Source organism: Xanthomonas axonopodis (genome assembly GCF_001304695.1).
In the GTDB taxonomy this organism is placed as follows: Bacteria; Pseudomonadota; Gammaproteobacteria; order Xanthomonadales; family Xanthomonadaceae; genus Xanthomonas; species Xanthomonas axonopodis.
Map to the genome: position 1 here is coordinate 1 of NZ_JFAQ01000191.1, position 19,373 is coordinate 19,373.

A 19,373-nucleotide genomic window follows, 5' to 3' on the forward strand; every position below is an offset into this window, starting at 1 on the left:
CGGGGATGGCTGTAAGGCGAGGGGGGCTGCGGTTATCATGTGCGGTCACAAAACCAAATGCCCACCGGTTGCGGCGGGCGCCCCATTCTAATCCGACCTGCCACCGCGTGGCGGGTCGTGGTCTTATCGAGGAGCTGCACCATGGCCACTGTTGGCATGAACGACGTCAAGAACGGCATGAAGATCCTGGTCAACAACGAGCCGGCGGTCATCACCGAGACCGAATACGTCAAGCCGGGCAAGGGCCAGGCCTTCACCCGCATGAAGTACCGCTTCATCAAGTCCGGGCGCGTGGTCGAAATGACCATGAAGGCGACCGACGATGTGGAAGTGGCCGACGTGGTCGATACCGACATGCGCTACCTCTACAGCGACGGCGAGTACTGGCACTTCATGGACCCGGAAACCTTCGAGCAGGTGCAGACCGACAAGGCCGGCATGGGCGGCGCCGAAAAGTGGCTCAAGGGCGAGGAAGACTGCATCGTGACCTTGTGGAACGGCACCCCGATCTGGGTGCAGCCGCCAAACTTCGTCGAACTCAAGATCGCCGAGACCGACCCGGGCGTGCGCGGCGACACCTCCGGCGGCGGCGGCAAGCCGGCCACGCTGGAAACCGGCGCGGTGGTGCGCGTGCCGTTGTTCGTCAACCAGGACGAAATCATCAAGGTCGACACCCGTTCGGGCGAATACTCGGCGCGCGTCAAGTAATCCAGATGCGCCTGGGACGCCGGTCCGGTCGAGCAGTACGCAGTGCCAGTGTCCTGATGGCGCCGGGCGCAGCTGAGAAAATGACTGCGCCGCTGCCAGGCTTGGGCGGCCGGTGTTTGGAAGCTGCGTGTGCCACGGGTACATCGCGGGTCCCGTGGGCCTCCAGCATTCACCCGACGGCCGTTCGCGTCGCGTTGCTGGCCGGGCTGAGCGGCACGCTGGCGGCGTGCCCGGTGTTTGCACAAAGCGCCGCCGCCACCGCCTGCGACGCGCAGAGCGTGGCGGCGGTGGCAGCTGGTGCGGCGTCCGACGCGGCAGGGGCGGTGCCGGTCGACCGTGCCGTGGCGCAGACCTGCAAGCCGTGGCCGTATGACCCATCGATACGGCTGGCAGCCATTGCGTTCGCCAGCGATGCCACCACCGAGGCAGGCGAACGCAACTTTGAGTTGCGCATTGCCATGCTCGATGCCCGCACGACCCAGGTCGTCGCGTTGTACACGCAGGACATGAGCGAGGATGCCGGCTTCGAACTTGCTGCCGACAGTCTGCGCCTGGACACCGCGCGCTATGACCTGGCGCAGGGCGTCCGCGCGGTTGGCGTGGTGGCGCACAGTGTTGCGCGCGGGCCTAGCTGCCCGAATTTCGACAGCAACGATGCACTGACCCTGCTGGTGCGCGAACATCGCCGGTTGCGCCCGTTTCTGCAGCGGGATCTGACTGTCTGGCGGCGGGTGAAAGGCGAACCGTGCAATTGGGGTGCGATGGGTGTGGTGACCGAGCGCGGCGCGCTCACCCTGTCGATGGACGGACCGGTCCACGCGGGCTATGCCGACATCGCACTGACTGCCAACCTGGTGACCTCCACCACCGTCAAGGATGCAGAGGACATCGAGCGCACCCACCGCCAACGCCAGTTGCTGCGCTATGACGGCACGCGGTATGTGCCTGTGTCACTCTCCGACGACTCCTGGCCGTTCGGCATCTAACTTCAATGGATCCACTCATGACCAATGCCCCGCCCGAAGCCTGCGACCTGCTGATCGAGGCCGGCTATGTCGTGCCGATCGAACCGCATGCGGTGGTGCTGGAAGACCACGCGGTCGCGGTCAGTCACGGCGTCATCGTTGCCGTGCTGCCGGTTGCCGCAGCACGCGCGCGTTTTGCGCCCAAGCAGACCGTGTCGCGGCCCGATGCTGCGTTGATGCCGGGCCTGGTGAATGCGCATACGCATAATCCGATGACGCTGCTGCGCGGCGTCGCCGACGACCTGCCGCTGATGGTGTGGTTGCAGCAGCACATCTGGCCGGTGGAAGCGGCGGTGATCGGGCCGGAGTTCGTGGCTGATGGCACCACGCTGGCAATCGCAGAAATGCTGCGCGGCGGTACCACCTGCGTCAACGAAAACTACTTCTTCGCCGATGTGCAGGCGGCCGTCTACAAGCAGCACGGTTTCCGCGCGCTGATAGGCGCGGTGATCATCGATTTCCCGACCGCGTGGGCATCGTCGGACGACGAATACTTCGCGCGTGCCGGCGAGTTGCACGACCAATGGCGCGACGATCCGTTGATCAGCACCGCGTTTGCCCCGCATGCGCCGTATACCGTGAACGATGCCAACTTCGAACGCGTGCGCATGCTGGCCGACCAGCTGGACATCCCCGTGCATCTGCACACGCATGAAACCACGCAGGAAGTGGCCGATTCGATCAAGCAGTACGGCCAGCGCCCGCTGGCGCGACTGGATCGCCTGGGCCTGGTCAACGACCGCCTGATCGCGGTGCACATGACCCAGCTCACCGATGCGGAAATCCATCTGTGCGCAGAGCGCGGCGTCAGCGTGGTGCATTGCCCCGAATCCAATCTCAAGCTCGCCTCGGGTTTTTGCCCGGCATGCGCGCTGCAGCGTGCGGGCGTGAACCTGGCCATCGGCACCGATGGCTGCGCCAGCAACAACGACCTGGACATGTTCAGCGAGAACCGCACCGCCGCGATCCTGGCCAAGGCCGTGGCCAACGATGCGACCGCGCTGGATGCGGCCACCACCCTGCGCGCGGCCACCCTGGGCGGTGCGCGCGCCTTGGGCTTCGGCGACACCATCGGCTCGATCGAGATCGGCAAGCAGGCCGATCTGATCTGCGTGGATCTGGCCGCACTGGAAACCCAACCGCTGCATCATGTGCTGTCGCAGCTGATCTACGCGGCCGGCCGCCATCAGGTTACCGATGTGTGGATCGCCGGCAAGCCCAAGCTGATGCAGCGCGAGCTCATCGACATGGATACCGCCGCCCTTCTCGCCAATGCGCGGCAGTGGCGAGAACGCATCCGCACCGTCCGCGCCTGAGCGCGCGTTCACCGCATCACGGAGCCCGCGCATGAATTCGAATACGCACGCCAAATCCAGAAATTTCCATCAGAGCGAGCTGGATAAATTCGCCGCGCTGGCCAACCGCTGGTGGGATGCCGACGGCCCGCAGAAGCCGCTGCATGCGCTCAATCCTGTGCGTCAGGAGTACGTATCCGTGCGGCTGGAACTTGCCGGTGCACGCGTGCTCGACGTCGGCTGCGGTGGCGGCTTGCTCAGCGAGTCGATGGCGCGCCTGGGCGCGCAGGTGACTGCGATCGACCTGGCACCGGAGCTGGTCAAGGTGGCGCGTCTGCACGGCCTGGAATCGGGCGTGCAGGTCGACTATCGCGTGCAATCGGTGGAAGACCTGGCCGCCGAACAGCCGGGCAGCTTCGATGCGGTGACCTGCATGGAAATGCTCGAACACGTGCCGGACCCGACCGCAATCATTCGTGCCTGCGCCAGCCTGCTCAAGCCGGGTGGCAAGCTGTTCCTGTCCACGCTCAACCGCACCCCGGCCGCGTTCGCGCTGGCTGTGGTGGGCGCCGAATACATCGCGCGTCTGCTGCCGAAGGGCACCCATCACTACAAGGATTTCATCAAGCCGGCCGAGCTTGCGGCGTGGTTGCGCAACGCCGGACTGCAGCTCGAAGACGTCAGCGGCATGCTGTACGAGCCGTGGCGCAATAGCGCCCGCCTGTCCTCGCGTACCGAGGTGAATTATTTGGCGTATGCGGTGAGGCCGTGATGGGCGGGGATTCGAGATTGGGGATTGGAGATTCGCAACGGCGGTTGGTTGCGTGCTTGATGGTCTCGGTTGCCCGCCGGACGACGTGCAATTGACGACAGGTGTTGCTGTGGTTTTCCCGCGTGCGGTGTTGTTCGATCTGGATGGCACCTTGCTGGATAGTGCGCCGGATATGCTCGCGACGGTCAATGCCATGCTGGACGCGCGTGGGCGTGCGCCAGTTGCGTTGGCTTCGCTGCGCCCGGTGGTCTCCAAAGGTGCGCGTGCGATGCTCGGCGTGGCCTTTGCCGAGCTCGATGCCGCGGCGTGCGTTGCGCTGGTGCCGGAATTCCTGCAGCGCTACGAAGGCTTGATCGGCACGCAGTCGCAGCTGTTTGATGGCATCGAACAGATGCTGGTGCGGCTGGAGGACGCCGGCTGCGTCTGGGGCATTGTCACCAACAAGCCCGAGTATCTGGCGCGCCTGATCCTGCCGCAGTTGGGATGGGAGCAGCGTTGCGCGGTGCTGATCGGTGGCGACACGCTAGCCGAGCGCAAGCCGCATCCGTTGCCGCTTGTGGTAGCCGCCCAACGCATCGGCGTTGCATCTGCACACTGCGTGTATGTCGGCGACGATGAGCGCGACATTGTGGCTGCGCGCGCGGCGCTGATGCCGTCGGTCGCGGCGTTGTGGGGCTATCGTCTGGACGACGACGCCCCGTCGCGCTGGCAGGCCGATGTGCTGGTCGAGCAGCCGCAGGCGCTTTGGAATCCGGCAACGTGGCCGCAGATCTGATCTTTCTTGGTATTTTTCTGGACCCGCCATGAGCCAATCCAGCGCGCTCGACAGTTTTCTCGACAAGTGGGCAACCCGATGGCCGGAATGGTCGGTTGCCGAACCGTTCGTGCCCGAGTCGCAACGCCGCCTGGCAGTTGCCTGGTTCGCGTTGCTGCAGGAATGGGAAGACATCATGAACATCGCCGGCGACCCGTTGCCGGCCGATGCCAAGCTGGCGTGGTGGCAACAGGAGCTGCGTGACTGGTCGAGCCAGCGCTCGCGGCATCCGTTGGGGCGCGTGCTTGAGCCGGTGCGTGCGCCGTGGTCACAGTTGGCCGACACCTTGCCGGCCATGCAGGTGGCGCGTACACAGCCGGCATCGCTGCAGCAGGCGTTGGATCAGCTGCGTGGCTTTGCCGAGGCAGTGGTCGGCGTGGAAGCGGTATTGTTCGCGCGCCGCCAGCCAAGCGACGCCACTGCGGTCTCGGTGCAATGGCTGGACGCACGGCAACGCGTGGCTGGTGATAGCGCCGCTCCCGGCAGCGTCACCACCGTTGCCTGGCGCACCCAACTGCTACGTGCGTGGCCTCGCAGGCCGGCATTGGCACGGCCGCATCGGGTGTGGTCGCGCCTGGCACGGTTGCGTTTGCAGCGTGAACTGGGCGGCAAGCCTGCCTACCCGCCGCCGGTGCAACAGCTGTGGCATAGCTGGCGCGCAGCTAGCGGCGCGGACTGAGCGCAAGCGATACACGGCCGGATGGCGCAACGTGCAGGCGCACCAATGTGTCCTGCGGGCTGCCGGCAGGCCCCTTTTCATTTTTGGGTTCGGACCGATGGCTTGCTGCGACCGGCAGACCGCAGCAAGCGTTGCATCCGTATGTGGCTGCGTTGCGCTCAGCACGCTGGATTCAAATCGGCGAATCTGGCAGCACCGAGTGATAGGCAATGAAGGCGTCATTGCATTGCAGTGGCGTGCCAGGGCCGGGTTTGCCTTGTAGCTGCACATCGTTGGGCACCGATTCGGTCAGCTGATCGTAAAAGCTCACCGGGCCGCCTTTGAAGGTGAAGTGCGTCGCGCCCGGATTGCTCGCAGGCCCGCCGAAATGCGGCTGCGCGAAGCTGACCTTGCCGCCTTCCAGCACGACATTGTCCAGCGAGATGGTGATCGGCCGGGTAGTGCCGGCATCGCGATACCCATAGAAACTCAGTTCGCCGCCACCCAAGGTGGTCGAACCCAGCGAATGCACGTTACTGAGCGAAATGCCGTCGAACTGCGGGTGCTTGTCGCGGGTGGGCGCGTTGGCGTAGTTGGCATCGAACACCAGCGGCCGCGCAACCCCGCGCATGCAGAGGTTCTCGAAGCTGATGTCGTAGACCTGGCCGCCGCGAGAGGCATCGGACTTGATGCGCAGGCCATTGGCCGAGTAGGGATCGCGCTGCGCATCGTTGGCATTGAAGCCGTCGATGCTCAAGCCACGCACGGCAATATGGCGCATACCCGAATCGGTTTCGCTGCCCAGCGAAAAACCATGGGTGTAGTAGAGCTGGTTGTAGGCGAACAGCATGTTTTCCGAGGCGATGCTGCGCTTGCTGTTGGCGTGCGCCTTGATCGCCACACCGTCATCGCCGGTGCCGATGTACGAGTACGCCAGCAGCACATTCTTCGACTGGCCCGGGTCGAAGCCATCTGTGTTCTTGGCAGTCTCCGGCGTGAAGCAGGTTGCGTGCGGATTGACGTCGGGGGTGCTGCCTGCCGGGCATCGATAGCCGGGACGCGAATAGACGAGGCTGGGCGCCAAAATCTTGATGCCCCACGCGGTCAGGCCCACTACGTTGTCGCTGATGACATGGAAATTGGGCGAGTTTTCCAGGGTGATGTCGTACAAGGTGACGTTAGTGCTGTCGTCGATCTGCAGCAGGCGCGGCACGTGCTGACTCAAGCCCTTGGTGACATTGAGATAGGCAAGATCCCACCAGCTGGCCTTGCCGGCATTGGGTCCGGCAGTGAGCGTGCTGCCGCCACGGCCGTCGATTTTGCCGGCGCCGACAATGGCGCTGTTGGCGGTGTCGGAGAGATGGATCAGCGGGCTACACGACTTGGCCTTGTCGCTGCTGGCGGTGCCGCAGGTGCCCAGGCCATTGTCGTAGTCTTGCGGATTGCGCGAGCCGAACAAGGTGACCCCGCGGTCGATCCAGAGCGTGACCCCGCTTTTGATTGTCAACGGCCCACTGAGCACGCCGGATTCGCCGGCATCGCCGGGGACAAGATGCACTGCGCTGCCGGCAGGGCAATCGTCGATGGCCGCCTGCAGGCGCGCGGTATCGCGCTTGGAGTGGGCCGGATCCTGATCCAGCATGTCCAACGACCCGGCCACTGGAATCAGTGCGGCTTTGAGCGTTGCGCAGATCTGCGTCGGCAAGGTCGGCTGCTGGACGACACCCCAACGGGTGGAGATGCTGTGCGCGGTGTCGGGCATATCCTCCCCGTGCGGCCGCGCTGCGCTGGCCTGCAAGCTTGTCATGCCGAACAAGGCAAGCGTCAGTGGTGCGATGGCGGGAAAGGTGAAAGGAGATCGCATTGGGGGGAGTGCTCCGATAGGGCGCGGCGACGGTGCGATCTGCGCGCAGCAGCGATACGTTGCATGACAGCCGTGTCACCGTGCCTGGTGCGCAGGGCTTGCGGTGCAGGTATCGCCGTTGCGACGTCGATTGCGCAAGGAAGTGGCAACCCTGGCGCCTCATGTGGGCGGCCGACGTCGGAGGGGCGAACTCGACGCCGCGTCCCCGAAGTCATCAATGCAGTGCCCATTCCAATCAAGCGTTGTTATCGGGCGCACGCGGATGCGCGGTAAACACCATCGCCTGTTGGCACACCGCATCACGCGGATTGCAAACAGGCGATGAGCAGCGGTGCTACACCGAAACGTTGCTGCCAGGACGCTACAAAGACGCAGCTGTGGTGGCGGTTGGTCAGTCGGCGGCCCCGGCCCCGGTATTGCCGTACTCGTAGAAACGATTCGCCGAATTGGTGCAGTTGCTGCTGCAATACGGGCGGCCGACCGTTGATGCATTCCATGGCGCGGTCTTGCGGATATGGCTGCCCAAGATCGAGTCACGCACCGTCACCTGGCCGTTGGGTGAGGTGCCCTTGACGTAGGCGCTCAGGCTGCCGACGCTTTCGTCCCAGGCACGTCCAAGATAGGTGTTGTTGTCCGGAGAGCCGGAGACACCGGTAAAGCTGCTGTTGACCGCCAGAAATCCGTAGCTGCTGCCAGGGCGCGTGCTGGGGGCAAAAATATAGCCGCCGCGGCTGCTGCCCAGGCGTGCGCCGGTGGAACGGATGATGGCGCCATCGAAGACGCCGACACCGGAGCCGAAGATGAAATCGACATCGCCCTTGATGGTGCTGTTTTTGAAATACGCACGGATCACATCGGACGCGCTGCTTGCTCTGATCAACAAGGTGTCCTGGTTGCCGGTCACCAGGACATCCTGGAAGTCGGCCTTGTCGCCACGCACAGCCAGTGCCACCGCCGATTGATTGTTGTCTGTGTAGGTGCCTTCCACATAGTTGTTGTCCACGCGCAGGTGGCGCGCCTCGAAATTCGCTGCGCGCACCGTGAACGTGGCGCTGTTGGAGGTGCCAACCGTTGTCGCCGATGCATTGCTCGCACACGGGTGGCTTGCGGTGCCGGCTGGCTTGGGCGTGGGGTTGGCGTTGTTGAAGCGGATGACGGTGTCGCCGGTGTTTGTGCCCAGCCCGAACAGCGTCAGCGGTGGCGCATTGTTCGGCACGCAGACCAGCTCGGTGTAGGTGCCTGCCTTGATGCTGATGTAGCGACGTGTCGTGCCGCCGGCAGCCACGGCGGCGTCAATGGCAGATTGCACGGTGCGGTAGCGTGTGGAGCCATCGGCAGCCACTGCGTAGTCGGCACTGAGCAGGGCGACACCTGCGGTGGGGTTCCAGTTGTCGGTCACCAAGGCGTTGATCGGCCCGGCCTTGGCCAAGGCTTTGGCAATCGTATAAGTGCCCGCTTCGCTGCTGGTGAGCTGCGGCCGTGTGGCAGTGCCTGTCAGTGCCAGTGCAGTGGCGCTGACAAGGCTCAGCACTGCGGCGGCAAGACAGGTCGCACGGATGTGCAATGCAGACATGTGGTGGCGCTCTCTCAGAATGGAACGCGTGCGCAATACGTTGCAGATGCCGGGCAGGCCAGGAGCGATCACGAGGCTGTTGCGCGCTCGCCTGATAAACGATCGCAACAGGTGTCAGGCCGCTTCAGGAGTCAGGGCAATGCAACGCAGGTACAACGACGGTCGTTGCCATGCGTGGTTCTCGTTCGTGCCGCAGTAGCGGCCGGCCGATCCTACTGCAGTGGTCGTTTTTGGGCCGATGAGGCATCGGCCAATGTGCCGGAACTGCGAGTCGGTCACGCTTTGCAGCCCGTTACCGTTGCTGCAGGCCACGTGCGCACGCCGACCATATTGCGGTTGCACAACGACGGCGAGCGACGGTGCGTCCTCACATGCCGTGGGCGCAGGGCCTTTCAGACTGGCTCACCCGCGTACCACGCGCATGTCAGGAATCGAAATGGCAGACACCAAAGAGTTGCAGGAAAAATTCTGGAAGGCGCTCAAATCCGATCGCACCGTGATGCTGGGCCTGGACGGTGTCGAAGACGGTCACGCGCGTCCGATGACCGCACAGATCGAAGGCGATAGCGGTGGCCCGATCTGGTTCTTTACATCGCAAGGACAACGCGCTGATCGCCATGCTGGGGCAGGGCCGCCGCATCATTGGCGCCTTCAGCAGCAAGGGCCACGATCTGTTCGCCAGCATCAGCGGTTCGCTGCGCGAAGACACCGACCCGGCCATGGTCGATCGGTTGTGGAATCCATACGTCGCCGCGTGGTACGAAGGCGGCAAGACCGATCCGAACTTGGCGCTGCTGCGCCTGGACGCCGACCATGCACAGATCTGGCTCAACGAGTCGAGCCTGCTGGCAGGAATCAAGGTGTTGTTGGGCGTAGACCCGAAGAAGGATTACCAAGACAAGGTGGCGGACGTCCCGCTGCGCTGAACATTTGGCGCGCACGCGCCACCGTCAAGGTGGCGTGTGCGCGCTGGTTGCGTGATTGGCACCGCTCACCGCTGTGCGACGGCCGCACTGCGAAGCTGGCCCGCCAAGCGGAGCGCGCCGATGCGCGTGCATCACCTCACAGCATCTCCACCTGTCCGCTGGGCGGCCATCTCATGGATGGTCGTACGCCAGGCGTGCTGGATCGCGGCCATCTGTGTTGCCATTGCTTGTTGGTGGGAACCAGCGCCGGGTTGGTGCTGATCGATACCGGTTTCGGCCTGCGCGATGTGGCCGAGCCACGTGCGCGCCTGAGTCGATTTTTTCTGGCCTTGGTCAAGCCGGACTTGCGCAAGGAAATGACAGCAATCCGGCAAATACAACGGCTCGGGCTGGACCCACGCGATGTGCGGCACATCGTGCTGACCCATCTGGATTTCGACCACGCTGGCGGGCTGGACGACTTTCCGCATGCGCGCGTCCACCTGATGACGGGCGAGCGCGATGCCGCACTGGCACAGCGTACCTGGATGGACCGCCAGCGCTTTCGTCCGCAACAGTGGTCTACGCGCGGACAGTGGCGCACTTACGACGGCGCCGCAGGCGAGCGCTGGATGGGGCTTGAGTGCGTGCGCAACCTGCATGGGCTACCGCCAGAACTGTTGATGGTGCCGCTTCCCGGGCACACGTTGGGTCACGCGGCGGTTGCGGTGCATACGCCGGAACGATGGCTGCTGCTGGCAGGCGATGCATATTTTCTTCCATCGCGAAATGGATGCGGAGGCGCCTTACTGCACGCCAGGGCTGCGTGCTTACCAATGGATGTTGGAGAAGGACCGACCGGCGCGCTTGACCAACCAGCAGCGTCTGCGCGCTCTACGGCAACAGCACGCGGGCGAGGTGGAGGTATTCTGTTCGCACAACGTGCCCGAGTTCGAGCGTGTTGCGGGGGCAGCCGGTCCGCCTGCCGAGCGGCGCCTTGTTGCACGCGCCCACGCCGCGGTGATCTGCGCTTCACCGCGCGCCAACGCACCGCAGCGCGATGATCTGTACCGGCACAGCGCGCTTGCCTGATGCCGCCATTCCAGGAGATTGAACATGCAGCAGATCGAAATTGGCCAGATGGTATTTCTACGCGATGGCGAAGTCGGCATCGGTGCCATCCGCGACATCCGCAACGAGGGAGGCGAACTGGTCGTCAATATCGAAAACGGCGGCGACTTCGTGCTGCCTGCCTCGGTGGTGCGCGATGTGCATTCGGGCAAGGTGATGCTGGATGTCGACAAGCTTCCCGATGATGTCCGCGATGCCCTGCGTCATCCGCATGACAACGAGCTGCAGACCAGTACCTATGCCGCCAGCGATGCGCAGGATGGGGCGTTGAAGTAGAGGATTGATCGCGTAGCGAGCGGTATCGATTCCTGGTCCGTACATGCCGCGCCGTTCAATCCGGCAACAAGAACGTGCGCGGCGCAGCATCGGCAGGGCCTGCCACCAAGGCAGGTTGCTCGGCTTCGTCTTTCAACTGCACGCCAGAGAGTTTGCGGTGAAATGCCTCGCGCAGCAGATACCCTAATTTGTGCGTGGCCTCGGCGTCGCTCAGTCCTTCGGCGCGAATGTTGGAAATGCAGTTGCGCGCTGCATCGGTGAGCCCGACGCGGGGCGTGTAGGTGAGATACAGGCCCAGGCTGTCGGGTGAGCTCAGGCCCGGCCGTTCGCCGCTCAGCACGATCACCGCACGCGCGTCGAGCAGCCCGCCGACCTCGTCGCCGACGGCCACGCGCCCTTGCGCGACTATTACCACCAGCGCGAGCGAGCAGCCTTCTTGCGACGCCAGTGCATCGATCTGCTCGAGCATGCGCGCCGCATGCCGATGTACGGCCAGCGCAGACAGCCCATCGGCGATGACCACCGCAACATCATGTCTACCGCCATGCACGACCGCGAGGCCGCGCAGTTGGGTGGCGGCATCATCGGCCAGGCGCCGTCCCAGATTAGGACGTTGCAGATACTGGTGACGATCGGCCGCAGCGCTCTGCAACAGGATGCTGCTGCGCCCGCGTTGCTCCAGCGCGGCCTGCAGCGGTGCCGGGTCGAATGCCAGATGCACCGCATCGCGTGCCTGCGCATGCGCCAGCTGAAACTCCAGGTGCGCGTCTGTAGGCAGACTGGTCCCCGCACGGCCCAGCGCGATGCGCGGGGGCGTCAATTGGCGCAGTTGCGCCCAGGCATCGCGTGGCGGTTTCAAGGGTGCGCTCATGGGGCCGTTCTACCGCTGGCCTGTGCAATGCACGCCGAAATGGCGCCGGTACCTCGTTGCCAAGTTCGAAGCGGCCATCGCGCAGCTGCAGGATGTCGTGCTGCTCCAGCCACTGCTCGAACTCAGGCGCGGCGCGCAGACCGAGCGCCGGGCGTGCATACAAGGCATCGTGAAACGAGGTGGTCTGGTAGTTCAGCATCACATCGTCGGAGCCGGGAATGCCCATGATGAAATTGATGCCGGCCGTGCCGAGCAGGGTGAGCAACATGTCCATGTCGTCCTGATCGGCGTCGGCATGATTGGTGTAGCAGATGTCGCAGCCCATCGGTACGCCGAGCAACTTGCCGCAGACGTGATCCTCCAGCCCGGCGCGGATGATCTGCTTGCCGTCGTAGAGATATTCCGGGCCGATGAAGCCCACCACGGTGTTCACCAGCAGTGGTTTGTAGTGGCGCGCCACCGCATAGGCGCGCACCTCGCAGGTCTGTTGATCCACGCCGTGGTGCGCATTGGCCGACAGCGCGCTGCCCTGGCCGGTTTCGAAATACATCACGTTGTCGCCGACATTGCCGCGACGCAACGACAGGCCCGCTTCATAACCTTCCTGCAGCAAGGCCAGGTTGATGCCGAAGCTGGCATTGGCCGCCTCGGTGCCGGCGATCGACCGAAACACCAGGTCCACCGGCACGCCACGGCCGATCGCTTCGATGGTGGTGATATGCGCAAGCAAGCACGCACGATTGGGTGGGGATCTGATAACCGCTGATCACCGCATCGAGCATGCGCAACAAGGCCGTGGTCGCGGCCAGGCGGTCACTGGCCGGATTGATGCCGATCACCGCATCGCCGTTGCCGTACAACAAACCGTCGAGCACGCTGGCGGCAATGCCGGTGGCATCATCGGTCGGGCGGTTGGGCTGCAGGCGCGTCGACAGGCGTCCGCGCAGCCCCAGCGTGTTGCGAAAGCGGGTGACGACCCGGGTTTTCTGCGCCACCAGGATCAGGTCCTGCACGCGCATCAGTTTGGCCACCGCGGCCACCATTTCCGGCGTCAGGCCAGGTGCCAATGCGGTCAATGCAGCTTCGTCGGCCTGCGCACTGAGCAGCCAATCGCGAACGCCGCCCACGGTGAGATGCGCAACAGCGGCGAACGCAGCGGCATCGTGCTGGTCGATGATCGGGCGCGTCAGTACGGCACAACCACTTCCTGCAGGAAATGCTGCAGCGGCAGATCGGCCAGCGCCATCTGCGCGGCGACACGCTGCAGGCCGGAGTCGGCAGCAACACCGGCCTGCTGGTCGCCGGAGCGCGCCGGCGTCGCCTTGGCGAGCAAGGTCTTGAGGTCGGCAAACCGAAATTGTTCGCACCCTGCGGTGAATGCGAAGCCGCTCATCCGGCGCTGGTCGCAGGCGCGTGTTGCGTGCGCAGGCTCAGCAGGCAACACACCGCGCCAAACAGCAGCAGGCCCAGGAAGATCGACGCCACGATCGGGTTGAACCACACCATCGCTGCCAGGCACACCAGCGCCAGCACCAGCGCAATGGCCGGCACCACCGGGTACCCTGGCGCGCGGAAACTACGCTCCAACCCCGGTTCGGCGCGCCGCAGCTTGAACAGGCTGAGCATGCTCATCACATACATCACGATCGCGCCGAACACCGACATGGTGATCATCGCTGCAGTCAACGACATGCCCTGGATCTTGACCACGCTGTCGCTGCAGATTGCGACAATGCCGATGACGCCGCCGGCCAGGATGGCGCAATGCGGTGTGCGAAAACGCGACAGCCTGGCCAGCCCATGCGGTAGGAAGCCGGCACGCGCCAGCGCAAAGAACTGCCGCGAATAGCCCAGGATAATGCCGTGGAAACTCGCCACCAGCCCGAACAGGCCGATCCACACCAGCATGTGCAACCAGGTGGAACTGTTGCCGACCACGGCCTTCATCGCCTGCGATAGGGGGGCGTTGATGTTGGAAAGCTGGCGCCAGTCGCCGACGCCGCCGGCAAACACCATCACCTCCAGCGCCAGGATCACCAGGGTAAGAATGCCGGCGATGTAGGCGCGCGGAATCGTACGCTTGGGGTCCTTGGCTTCTTCGGCCGCCATTGCTGCCCCTTCGATGGCCAGAAAGAACCAGATCGCAAACGGAATTGCGGCGAAGATTCCTGAAATGGCCGCCGGCCCGAACATGTCGTTGCCCGCCCAGCCGTTGGCGTCGAAGCGCGCCGCGCTGAAACCCGGCGCCACCACCTCCATGAATACCAGCAGTTCGAACACCGCCAGCAAGGTCACGATCAGCTCGAAGGTGGCCGCAATCGCCACGCCGACGATGTTCAAGCTCATAAAGACCAGATAGGCGCCGATCGCTGCAATGCGCGGATCGAGGGTGTGGTACTGCACATCAGATAGGCGCCGATCGCCATCGCGATGGCCGGTGGCGCGAAGACGAATTCGATCAGCGTGGCCAGGCCCGCCAGCATCCCGCCATAGGCGCCGAACGCACGCAGGCTGTAGGCGAACGGCTCGCCCGCATTGGGAATGGTGGTGGTCAATTCGGTGAAGCTGAAGATAAAGCAGGTGTACATCACTGCGACCAGCAGCGTGGTCACCAGAAAGCCGAGCGTGCCAGCGGTGCCCCAGCCGTAACTCCAGCCGAAATACTCGCCGGAAATCACCAGCCCCACGGCGATACCCCACAACTGCCAAGTGCCCAGGGTCGGTTTGAGGTGCTGGTTGCGCGTGTCGCACATCTCCTGCAGTCGGGGGAGGGGAGATGAAGCACGCCCGACGCCGAAGCGACGGACCGACCGTCAGCAGCCGAGCGCCCGCGTGCAGACATGCGCGACGGTCGTTCCGGTTATACCGCAAAGCCCGCTGGCCAACACAAGCCCAACGGGTAGGTGGCCGCTGACCGGGTGTGTAGCGCTCCGGCGCAATCGCCGTGGGTTGCGTTTTTCTTCGGGCGCCGCAGGGTGTAGCCCGTTAGAGCGTGTTATGCACTTCGAGCTTCGCACTCACCCCAAGTGCATAACACGCCCTTAATTGAGGGGGCCTGATCCAGCGGTCGCGATGCATCAAATATTGGGGTCATCGCAGAATGACTCTGCAGCCGCACGCCAAGGCGGATCGCGATCATGGTCCATCAACGGGGCGGGGATGCGACCATTGGTGTCATCCCGCTGACGACTGCGCCGGTAGTTGCGGCGCGCCGGTTCTGTCACGATCCAGCGGGCTGCATGAACTCGATGGAAATATGGTCGGGACCAGAAACGTAGGCGGTGAGCGTTCCCTTTCTTGGACCTGCCGGAATCGGCAGCGGCTCGCCCTTCGCCCTCCATCCGGCGGCCTCAACACGGGAGATGGCTGCATGGATGTCCCGGACGGTCAGTGCCAGATGGGCGGCCCCGATCGCACCCGCGCTGTCCGGCGACTGCCCATTCCGACGACCTTTGGAATATTGCAGCAACTCGACGATGAATCCGTCCGGAGCCTTCACGATTGCCGTTCGCACGCTCGGATCATCGACGCCGGTGACCTGATGCAGGAAATCGCCGCCCATCTCTGCCTGTCGTTCGAGCGTAAACCCGAGGGCCTCGGTCCAGAACCGGATAGCGTCGTCAAGAGATGAAACGGCAAACCCAATGTGATCAACGTTGGTCACGCCTGCATTGTTATCCACTGTTGCGGCTCCGTTCCAGTACGTCTGAGACGCGATAGTTTAAGTGGGGCAAACTAGACTCAGCAGAAGAAAGCGCTGGCTAAGCAGGCTCTTACCTATGAAGCGTAGAACAGTGTCTTCAGTGCCACCGCACGTCAAAGAGGCGATCCGAACGCTCTACTTCGTCCGCTCAAGCACCAGCAGCGGATCGATGCGGGTGTCGAACCAGTTCATCCCCCAATGCAGATGCGGACCGGTTGCCCGCCCGGTGGCTCCCACTGCGCCGATCACCTGGCCCTGAGCGATCCGATCGCCGACCTTGACGTCGACTCGCGACAAATGCAGGAAGTTGGAGCTGATGCCAAAGCCATGGTCCAGCAGCACCGTGCCGCCGGTCAGATACAGATCGGGTGCTGCGAATGTCACCACGCCGGCGGCCGGTGCCTTCACCGGCGTGCCGGTGGGCACGGCGATATCCATGCCGGAATGGCCAGCACCTGGCTGCCCGTTGTAAACGCGCGCATTGCCGAAGCGGCCGCTGATGCGGCCCTGCACCGGCCAGATGAAGGGTGCAGCGAAGTCCGTGCGCGGATCGTCGCGGTCGCGCGCGGCGGTGACCTGTGCCTGCTCGCGCTTGATCCGTTCGGCGATCGCTGGCGGTGGATTGACCGTCTTGGGCGGGACACCGTTGACGCGTTCGATCGGCCAGTCGCGTGGGGTCACCGCGATCCGGACCTGTTCGCTGCCGCCATCGGGGTGGGTGACGTCCACCTGCAGCGGGCCGGTTGCATCGCGACCGATGCCGAACACCACGCTGCCATAGTCGCTGACCCGCAACGTGCGACCGGCGTAGCGGACCTGGCTGCCGACCGGCACCTTGCCGATCACCATGGCGCCCTGCGAGGCGCTGGCGGGAAACACCACGCGCTGCGCATCGCTGGCTTGCGCCAACGCCGGCAGGCTGGTCAACGCGCACGGCGCCAACGCCAGCCAGGCAGCGACCAGAACGGTGCGCATCAACGGTCGAAGGTCAGGCGCTGGCCGGCACCGGCGCCGACCAGGCGCTCGCCGTCCCAGACCTGGCGACCATTGACCCAGGTCGAGGCGATCCGCGAACGGAACGTGGTGCCTTCCAACGGCGACCAGCCGCACTTGGACAGCACCTGCTCTCGCTTCACGGTGAACGCGGCGTTGTCGATCATCACCAGGTCGGCGAAATAGCCTTCGCGCAGGAAGCCGCGCTCTTGCACATCGAACAACTGCGCCGGCGCATGCGCGAACTTCTGCACGATACGGGTGATCGGCAACTTGCCTTCATGCACCAGCTCCAGTGCCGCGACCAGCGCGTACTGCACCAACGGCAGGCCCGAGGGCGCCTGCGCATAGGGCTTTTGCTTTTCTTCCCAGGTGTGCGGGGCGTGGTCGGTGGCGAGCACGTCGATGACATCTTCGGCCAGCGCATCGATCAGCGCCAGACGATCTTCTGCGTCCTTGATCGCGGGGTTGCACTTGATCAGGTTGCCCAGTCGTGCGTAATCGCTGCGATCGAAGCGCAGAAAGTGGATACAGGTCTCGGCGGTGATGCGCTTGCGCAGCTTGCCGTCGGCACCGACCAGCGGGCCGGCTTCGAACAGCGACAGCTCGTCGGCGGTGGAAATGTGCAGCACATGCAGACGGGTGTTGTGCTTACGCGCCAGCGACACCGCCAGTTGCGAGGACTTCAGGCAGGCCTGACGCGAACGGATGTCCGGGTGCATCTCCGGTGTCAGTGCATCGCCGTACTTTTCCTTATACTGCGCCATCGTCGCATCGATGGTCGGGGTGTCTTCGCAGTGCGTGATGATCGGCGTGGGCGCGTCGCGGAAGATGGCGTCCAGCGTTTCCGGATTATCGACCAGCATGTTGCCGGTGGAGGCGCCCATGAACACCTTGATGCCCGGGGCAGTCTTGGGGTCCAGCGACTGGATGTGGACCAGGTTGTCGTTGCTGGCGCCCATGTAGAAGCCGTAGTTGGCCCAGGCGCGCCCGGAAGCGGCGTCGTACTTGGCCTGCAGTGCGGCGGCATCCAGCGTCGGCGGATTGGTATTGGGCATGTCCATGAAGCTGGTCAGGCCGCCGGCCACCGCGGCGCCGGATTCGGTCGCGATGTCGCCCTTGTGGGTCAGGCCAGGTTCGCGGAAGTGCACTTGGTCGTCGATCATGCCTGGCAGCACCCAGCGTCCGGCGGCGTCCACAACGGTATCGCCAGGGGCAGGAGCGATCTTGCTGTCGATCTTGGCGATGCGGCCGCCTTCGATCAGGAGATCGGCGTCGAACTCCTTGCCTTCATTGACCAGGCGGGCATTGACGATGACGGTTCGGCTCATGGATGGGGTCGTTTGCAGCTGCAGTAAGAAGAAGACGGGGAGGGCGAGGCGGGCGCATCGGGCACCGGATCGAATCCGCCCGGATGGAAAAGATGACAGCGGCCGAGCCTGCGTGCGGCAAGCCAACTGCCGCGCAGCGGGCCGAAGCGGCCGATGGCGGTCATCGCGTAGTCCGAGCAGCTTGGCGCAAAACGGCAACGCGGCCCGAGCAGGGGGCTGATGACGAGCTTGTAGACGCGCAGCAGCGCGATGAGCAGGCGTGAGATCACTTGCCAATGATATACCACTTGCATTAATAGGTGGTTGCCGGGAGTCCGCGGGGTACGTTATAAATGCCCGCTTTCCCGGGCCCCGGGGGAACCAAGGATGAGCGTTTCGTGGCTGCTAAAAAACCTGCAAAAAAGGCCGTAGAGGCCGCCAAGAAGTCCGCCAAACCCGTTGCGAAAAAGGCAACGACGTCCGCTGCTGCGAAACCGGCCGCAAAACCGGCGACCAAGCAGCCGGCTGCCAAGAAGGTACCCGCGAAGAAGGCACCTGCGAAGAAGGCCGCTGCCAAGCCGGCGCCGGCTTCCAAGACCACCGCGTCCGCAGCCCCCAAGTCAGTGAAACCTGTCGCCAAGCCGGCGGCGAAAAAGGCAGCTCCGGCTGTCGCCAAACCGGCTGCCAAGCCGGTGGCGCCCAAGTCCGTACCGAAGCCGGCCACCAAGCCGGCTCCGGCCAAGTCAGTCCCGGTCAAGGCTGAAAAGCCCGCGCCCGCACCGGCCCTCAAGGCCGTCCCTGCGAAGCCGGCAAAGCCTGCGACCCCGTCATCTAAGAATCCCGTGCCCGTTTCGAAATCTTCCGCAAAAACGCCAACCAAAACCGAAGCCCCTGCCAAGCCTGCTGCGACCCGTCCGGTCGGCAAGGTGGCCGTGGCCGTGACGTCCAAGCCGTCCAGCGTGGCCCCCAAGACCAAGTACAAGGTGGTCGAGTACAAGACCGATGAAGCAACCGGTCGCCCGATCCTGCCGCAGGGCTACAAGCCTTCCGCAGACGAGGAGTACATGAACAAGCTGCAGCAGGAATATTTCCGCCAGCGTCTGCAGAGCTGGCGCAACGAGATGGTGGAAGAATCCAAGCAGACCATCGAAAACCTGCGCGAAGAAGTGCGCGACATCGGCGACGAAGCCGAACGCGCCACCCGCGAGACCGAGAACTCGTTGGAACTGCGTGCCCGTGATCGCGCCCGCAAGCTGATCTCCAAGATCGACAGCACGCTCAAGCGTCTGGAAGACGGCGAATACGGCTATTGCGTGGACACCGGCGAAGAGATCGGTCTGGACCGCCTGGAAGCGCGTCTGACTGCCGAGCGCACCATCGACGCTCAGGAGCGTTGGGAGCATTTGCAGAAGCAGCAGGGCGACTGAGCATCCGCCTGGCGCACTGAAAGACCCCGCCTGGTGCGGGGTTTTTTA

17 protein-coding genes and 4 pseudogenes are annotated in these 19,373 nt (G+C 64.1%); 11 read left to right on the forward strand and 10 right to left on the reverse strand.

From position 1 onward, the window contains the following. Nucleotides 1-141: 141 nt before the first annotated feature. From efp to XAXN_RS16515, 6 genes are all read left to right on the forward strand, one after another. A complete protein-coding gene (gene efp, locus XAXN_RS16490; RefSeq protein WP_054320361.1) occupies nucleotides 142-708 on the forward strand; it encodes an elongation factor P in 567 nt (188 codons plus the stop codon). A gap of 5 nt (nucleotides 709-713) precedes the next feature. Continuing rightward, entirely contained in the window at nucleotides 714-1,694 is a 981-nt protein-coding gene (locus tag XAXN_RS16495) for a PA3715 family protein (protein WP_485129852.1), read from the forward strand. 17 nt (nucleotides 1,695-1,711) lie between these two features. After that, nucleotides 1,712-3,049, forward strand: coding sequence for a TRZ/ATZ family hydrolase (locus XAXN_RS16500; RefSeq protein WP_054320363.1), 1,338 nt, complete (start codon nucleotides 1,712-1,714; stop codon nucleotides 3,047-3,049). 31 nt (nucleotides 3,050-3,080) lie between these two features. Beyond that, entirely contained in the window at nucleotides 3,081-3,800 is a 720-nt protein-coding gene (ubiG, locus tag XAXN_RS16505) for a bifunctional 2-polyprenyl-6-hydroxyphenol methylase/3-demethylubiquinol 3-O-methyltransferase UbiG (protein WP_054320364.1), read from the forward strand. An 85-nt stretch (nucleotides 3,801-3,885) separates the two neighbouring features. Beyond that, on the forward strand, nucleotides 3,886-4,575 hold the full coding sequence (locus XAXN_RS16510) for a phosphoglycolate phosphatase (RefSeq protein WP_054320365.1): 690 nt from the start codon (nucleotides 3,886-3,888) through the stop codon (nucleotides 4,573-4,575). 28 nt (nucleotides 4,576-4,603) lie between these two features. Next, on the forward strand, nucleotides 4,604-5,293 hold the full coding sequence (locus XAXN_RS16515; protein WP_054320366.1) for an isoprenoid biosynthesis enzyme family protein: 690 nt from the start codon (nucleotides 4,604-4,606) through the stop codon (nucleotides 5,291-5,293). Between the two features lie 172 nt (nucleotides 5,294-5,465). Here the strand turns inward: XAXN_RS16515 and XAXN_RS16520 are convergent, their stop codons facing one another. Together XAXN_RS16520 and XAXN_RS16525 are read right to left on the reverse strand one after the other, a co-directional pair. Continuing rightward, a complete protein-coding gene (locus tag XAXN_RS16520) occupies nucleotides 5,466-7,136 on the reverse strand; it encodes a glycoside hydrolase family 28 protein (RefSeq protein WP_134980129.1) in 1,671 nt (556 codons plus the stop codon). 391 nt (nucleotides 7,137-7,527) lie between these two features. Continuing rightward, complete coding sequence (locus tag XAXN_RS16525) at nucleotides 7,528-8,709, reverse strand: putative acyl-CoA thioester hydrolase (protein ID WP_054320367.1); 1,182 nt, start codon at nucleotides 8,707-8,709, stop codon at nucleotides 7,528-7,530. Nucleotides 8,710-9,130: 421 nt separating this feature from the next. Here XAXN_RS16525 and XAXN_RS16530 point away from each other — a divergent pair. The 4 genes and pseudogenes from XAXN_RS16530 to XAXN_RS16540 all read left to right on the forward strand — a co-directional run bounded on the left by XAXN_RS16530 (nucleotide 9,131) and on the right by XAXN_RS16540 (nucleotide 11,021). Further along, a pseudogene (locus XAXN_RS16530) lies at nucleotides 9,131-9,635 on the forward strand (pyridoxamine 5'-phosphate oxidase family protein). 173 nt (nucleotides 9,636-9,808) lie between these two features. Then, nucleotides 9,809-10,324: pseudogene (locus XAXN_RS23705) on the forward strand (MBL fold metallo-hydrolase); the annotation flags it as partial. Nucleotides 10,325-10,379: 55 nt separating this feature from the next. Next, entirely contained in the window at nucleotides 10,380-10,706 is a 327-nt protein-coding gene (locus XAXN_RS23710) for an MBL fold metallo-hydrolase (protein WP_241148154.1), read from the forward strand. A 24-nt stretch (nucleotides 10,707-10,730) separates the two neighbouring features. Continuing rightward, the gene (locus XAXN_RS16540) at nucleotides 10,731-11,021 is read left to right on the forward strand and encodes a hypothetical protein (protein ID WP_054320368.1); all 291 of its coding nucleotides are present in this window, start codon (nucleotides 10,731-10,733) and stop codon (nucleotides 11,019-11,021) included. A 55-nt stretch (nucleotides 11,022-11,076) separates the two neighbouring features. Here the strand turns inward: XAXN_RS16540 and eutC are convergent, their stop codons facing one another. From eutC to XAXN_RS23280, 8 genes and pseudogenes are all read right to left on the reverse strand, one after another. Next, nucleotides 11,077-11,892 (reverse strand): ethanolamine ammonia-lyase subunit EutC, encoded by an 816-nt coding sequence (gene eutC, locus XAXN_RS16545; RefSeq protein ID WP_054320369.1) that lies wholly within the window; start codon nucleotides 11,890-11,892, stop codon nucleotides 11,077-11,079. After that, nucleotides 11,889-13,285 (reverse strand): annotated as a pseudogene (locus tag XAXN_RS16550) (ethanolamine ammonia-lyase subunit EutB). The gene eutC and the pseudogene XAXN_RS16550 overlap by 4 nt, the downstream one beginning before the upstream one ends. Beyond that, nucleotides 13,282-14,645 (reverse strand): annotated as a pseudogene (eat, locus tag XAXN_RS16555) (ethanolamine permease). The pseudogenes XAXN_RS16550 and eat overlap by 4 nt, the downstream one beginning before the upstream one ends. Nucleotides 14,646-15,112: 467 nt before the next feature. After that, entirely contained in the window at nucleotides 15,113-15,556 is a 444-nt protein-coding gene (locus tag XAXN_RS16560; protein WP_241148153.1) for a VOC family protein, read from the reverse strand. 174 nt (nucleotides 15,557-15,730) lie between these two features. Next, a complete protein-coding gene (locus XAXN_RS16565; RefSeq protein ID WP_054320371.1) occupies nucleotides 15,731-16,570 on the reverse strand; it encodes a M23 family metallopeptidase in 840 nt (279 codons plus the stop codon). After that, nucleotides 16,570-17,919, reverse strand: a complete 1,350-nt coding sequence (locus tag XAXN_RS16570) for a dihydroorotase (protein WP_054320372.1) — start codon at nucleotides 17,917-17,919, stop codon at nucleotides 16,570-16,572. The genes XAXN_RS16565 and XAXN_RS16570 overlap by 1 nt, the downstream gene beginning before the upstream one ends. Further along, on the reverse strand, nucleotides 17,916-18,212 hold the full coding sequence (gene yidD, locus XAXN_RS16575; RefSeq protein ID WP_057655542.1) for a membrane protein insertion efficiency factor YidD: 297 nt from the start codon (nucleotides 18,210-18,212) through the stop codon (nucleotides 17,916-17,918). Before yidD ends, XAXN_RS16570 begins: the two co-directional genes overlap by 4 nt. Then, a complete protein-coding gene (locus XAXN_RS23280) occupies nucleotides 18,212-18,778 on the reverse strand; it encodes a hypothetical protein (RefSeq protein WP_054320383.1) in 567 nt (188 codons plus the stop codon). Before XAXN_RS23280 ends, yidD begins: the two co-directional genes overlap by 1 nt. Nucleotides 18,779-18,836: 58 nt before the next feature. Between XAXN_RS23280 and dksA the strand changes: the two genes are divergently transcribed. Continuing rightward, nucleotides 18,837-19,325 (forward strand): RNA polymerase-binding protein DksA, encoded by a 489-nt coding sequence (dksA, locus tag XAXN_RS23285; protein WP_241148151.1) that lies wholly within the window; start codon nucleotides 18,837-18,839, stop codon nucleotides 19,323-19,325. Nucleotides 19,326-19,373 lie beyond the last annotated feature (48 nt).

Bases quoted from the DNA above. Each gene is read 5' to 3' on its own strand.
- XAXN_RS16495 (WP_485129852.1), top strand. From the start codon at position 714: ATGCGCCTGGGACGCCGGTCCGGTCGAGCAGTACGCAGTGCCAGTGTC.
- XAXN_RS16570 (WP_054320372.1), bottom strand. From the start codon at position 17,919: ATGAGCCGAACCGTCATCGTCAATGCCCGCCTGGTCAATGAAGGCAAG.
- XAXN_RS16520 (WP_134980129.1), bottom strand. From the start codon at position 7,136: ATGCGATCTCCTTTCACCTTTCCCGCCATCGCACCACTGACGCTTGCC.
- XAXN_RS16525 (WP_054320367.1), bottom strand. From the start codon at position 8,709: ATGTCTGCATTGCACATCCGTGCGACCTGTCTTGCCGCCGCAGTGCTG.
- efp (WP_054320361.1), top strand. From the start codon at position 142: ATGGCCACTGTTGGCATGAACGACGTCAAGAACGGCATGAAGATCCTG.
- XAXN_RS16500 (WP_054320363.1), top strand. From the start codon at position 1,712: ATGACCAATGCCCCGCCCGAAGCCTGCGACCTGCTGATCGAGGCCGGC.
- XAXN_RS23710 (WP_241148154.1), top strand. From the start codon at position 10,380: ATGCATATTTTCTTCCATCGCGAAATGGATGCGGAGGCGCCTTACTGC.
- XAXN_RS16515 (WP_054320366.1), top strand. From the start codon at position 4,604: ATGAGCCAATCCAGCGCGCTCGACAGTTTTCTCGACAAGTGGGCAACC.
- ubiG (WP_054320364.1), top strand. From the start codon at position 3,081: ATGAATTCGAATACGCACGCCAAATCCAGAAATTTCCATCAGAGCGAG.
- XAXN_RS16565 (WP_054320371.1), bottom strand. From the start codon at position 16,570: ATGCGCACCGTTCTGGTCGCTGCCTGGCTGGCGTTGGCGCCGTGCGCG.
- XAXN_RS16540 (WP_054320368.1), top strand. From the start codon at position 10,731: ATGCAGCAGATCGAAATTGGCCAGATGGTATTTCTACGCGATGGCGAA.
- yidD (WP_057655542.1), bottom strand. From the start codon at position 18,212: ATGCAAGTGGTATATCATTGGCAAGTGATCTCACGCCTGCTCATCGCG.
- eutC (WP_054320369.1), bottom strand. From the start codon at position 11,892: ATGAGCGCACCCTTGAAACCGCCACGCGATGCCTGGGCGCAACTGCGC.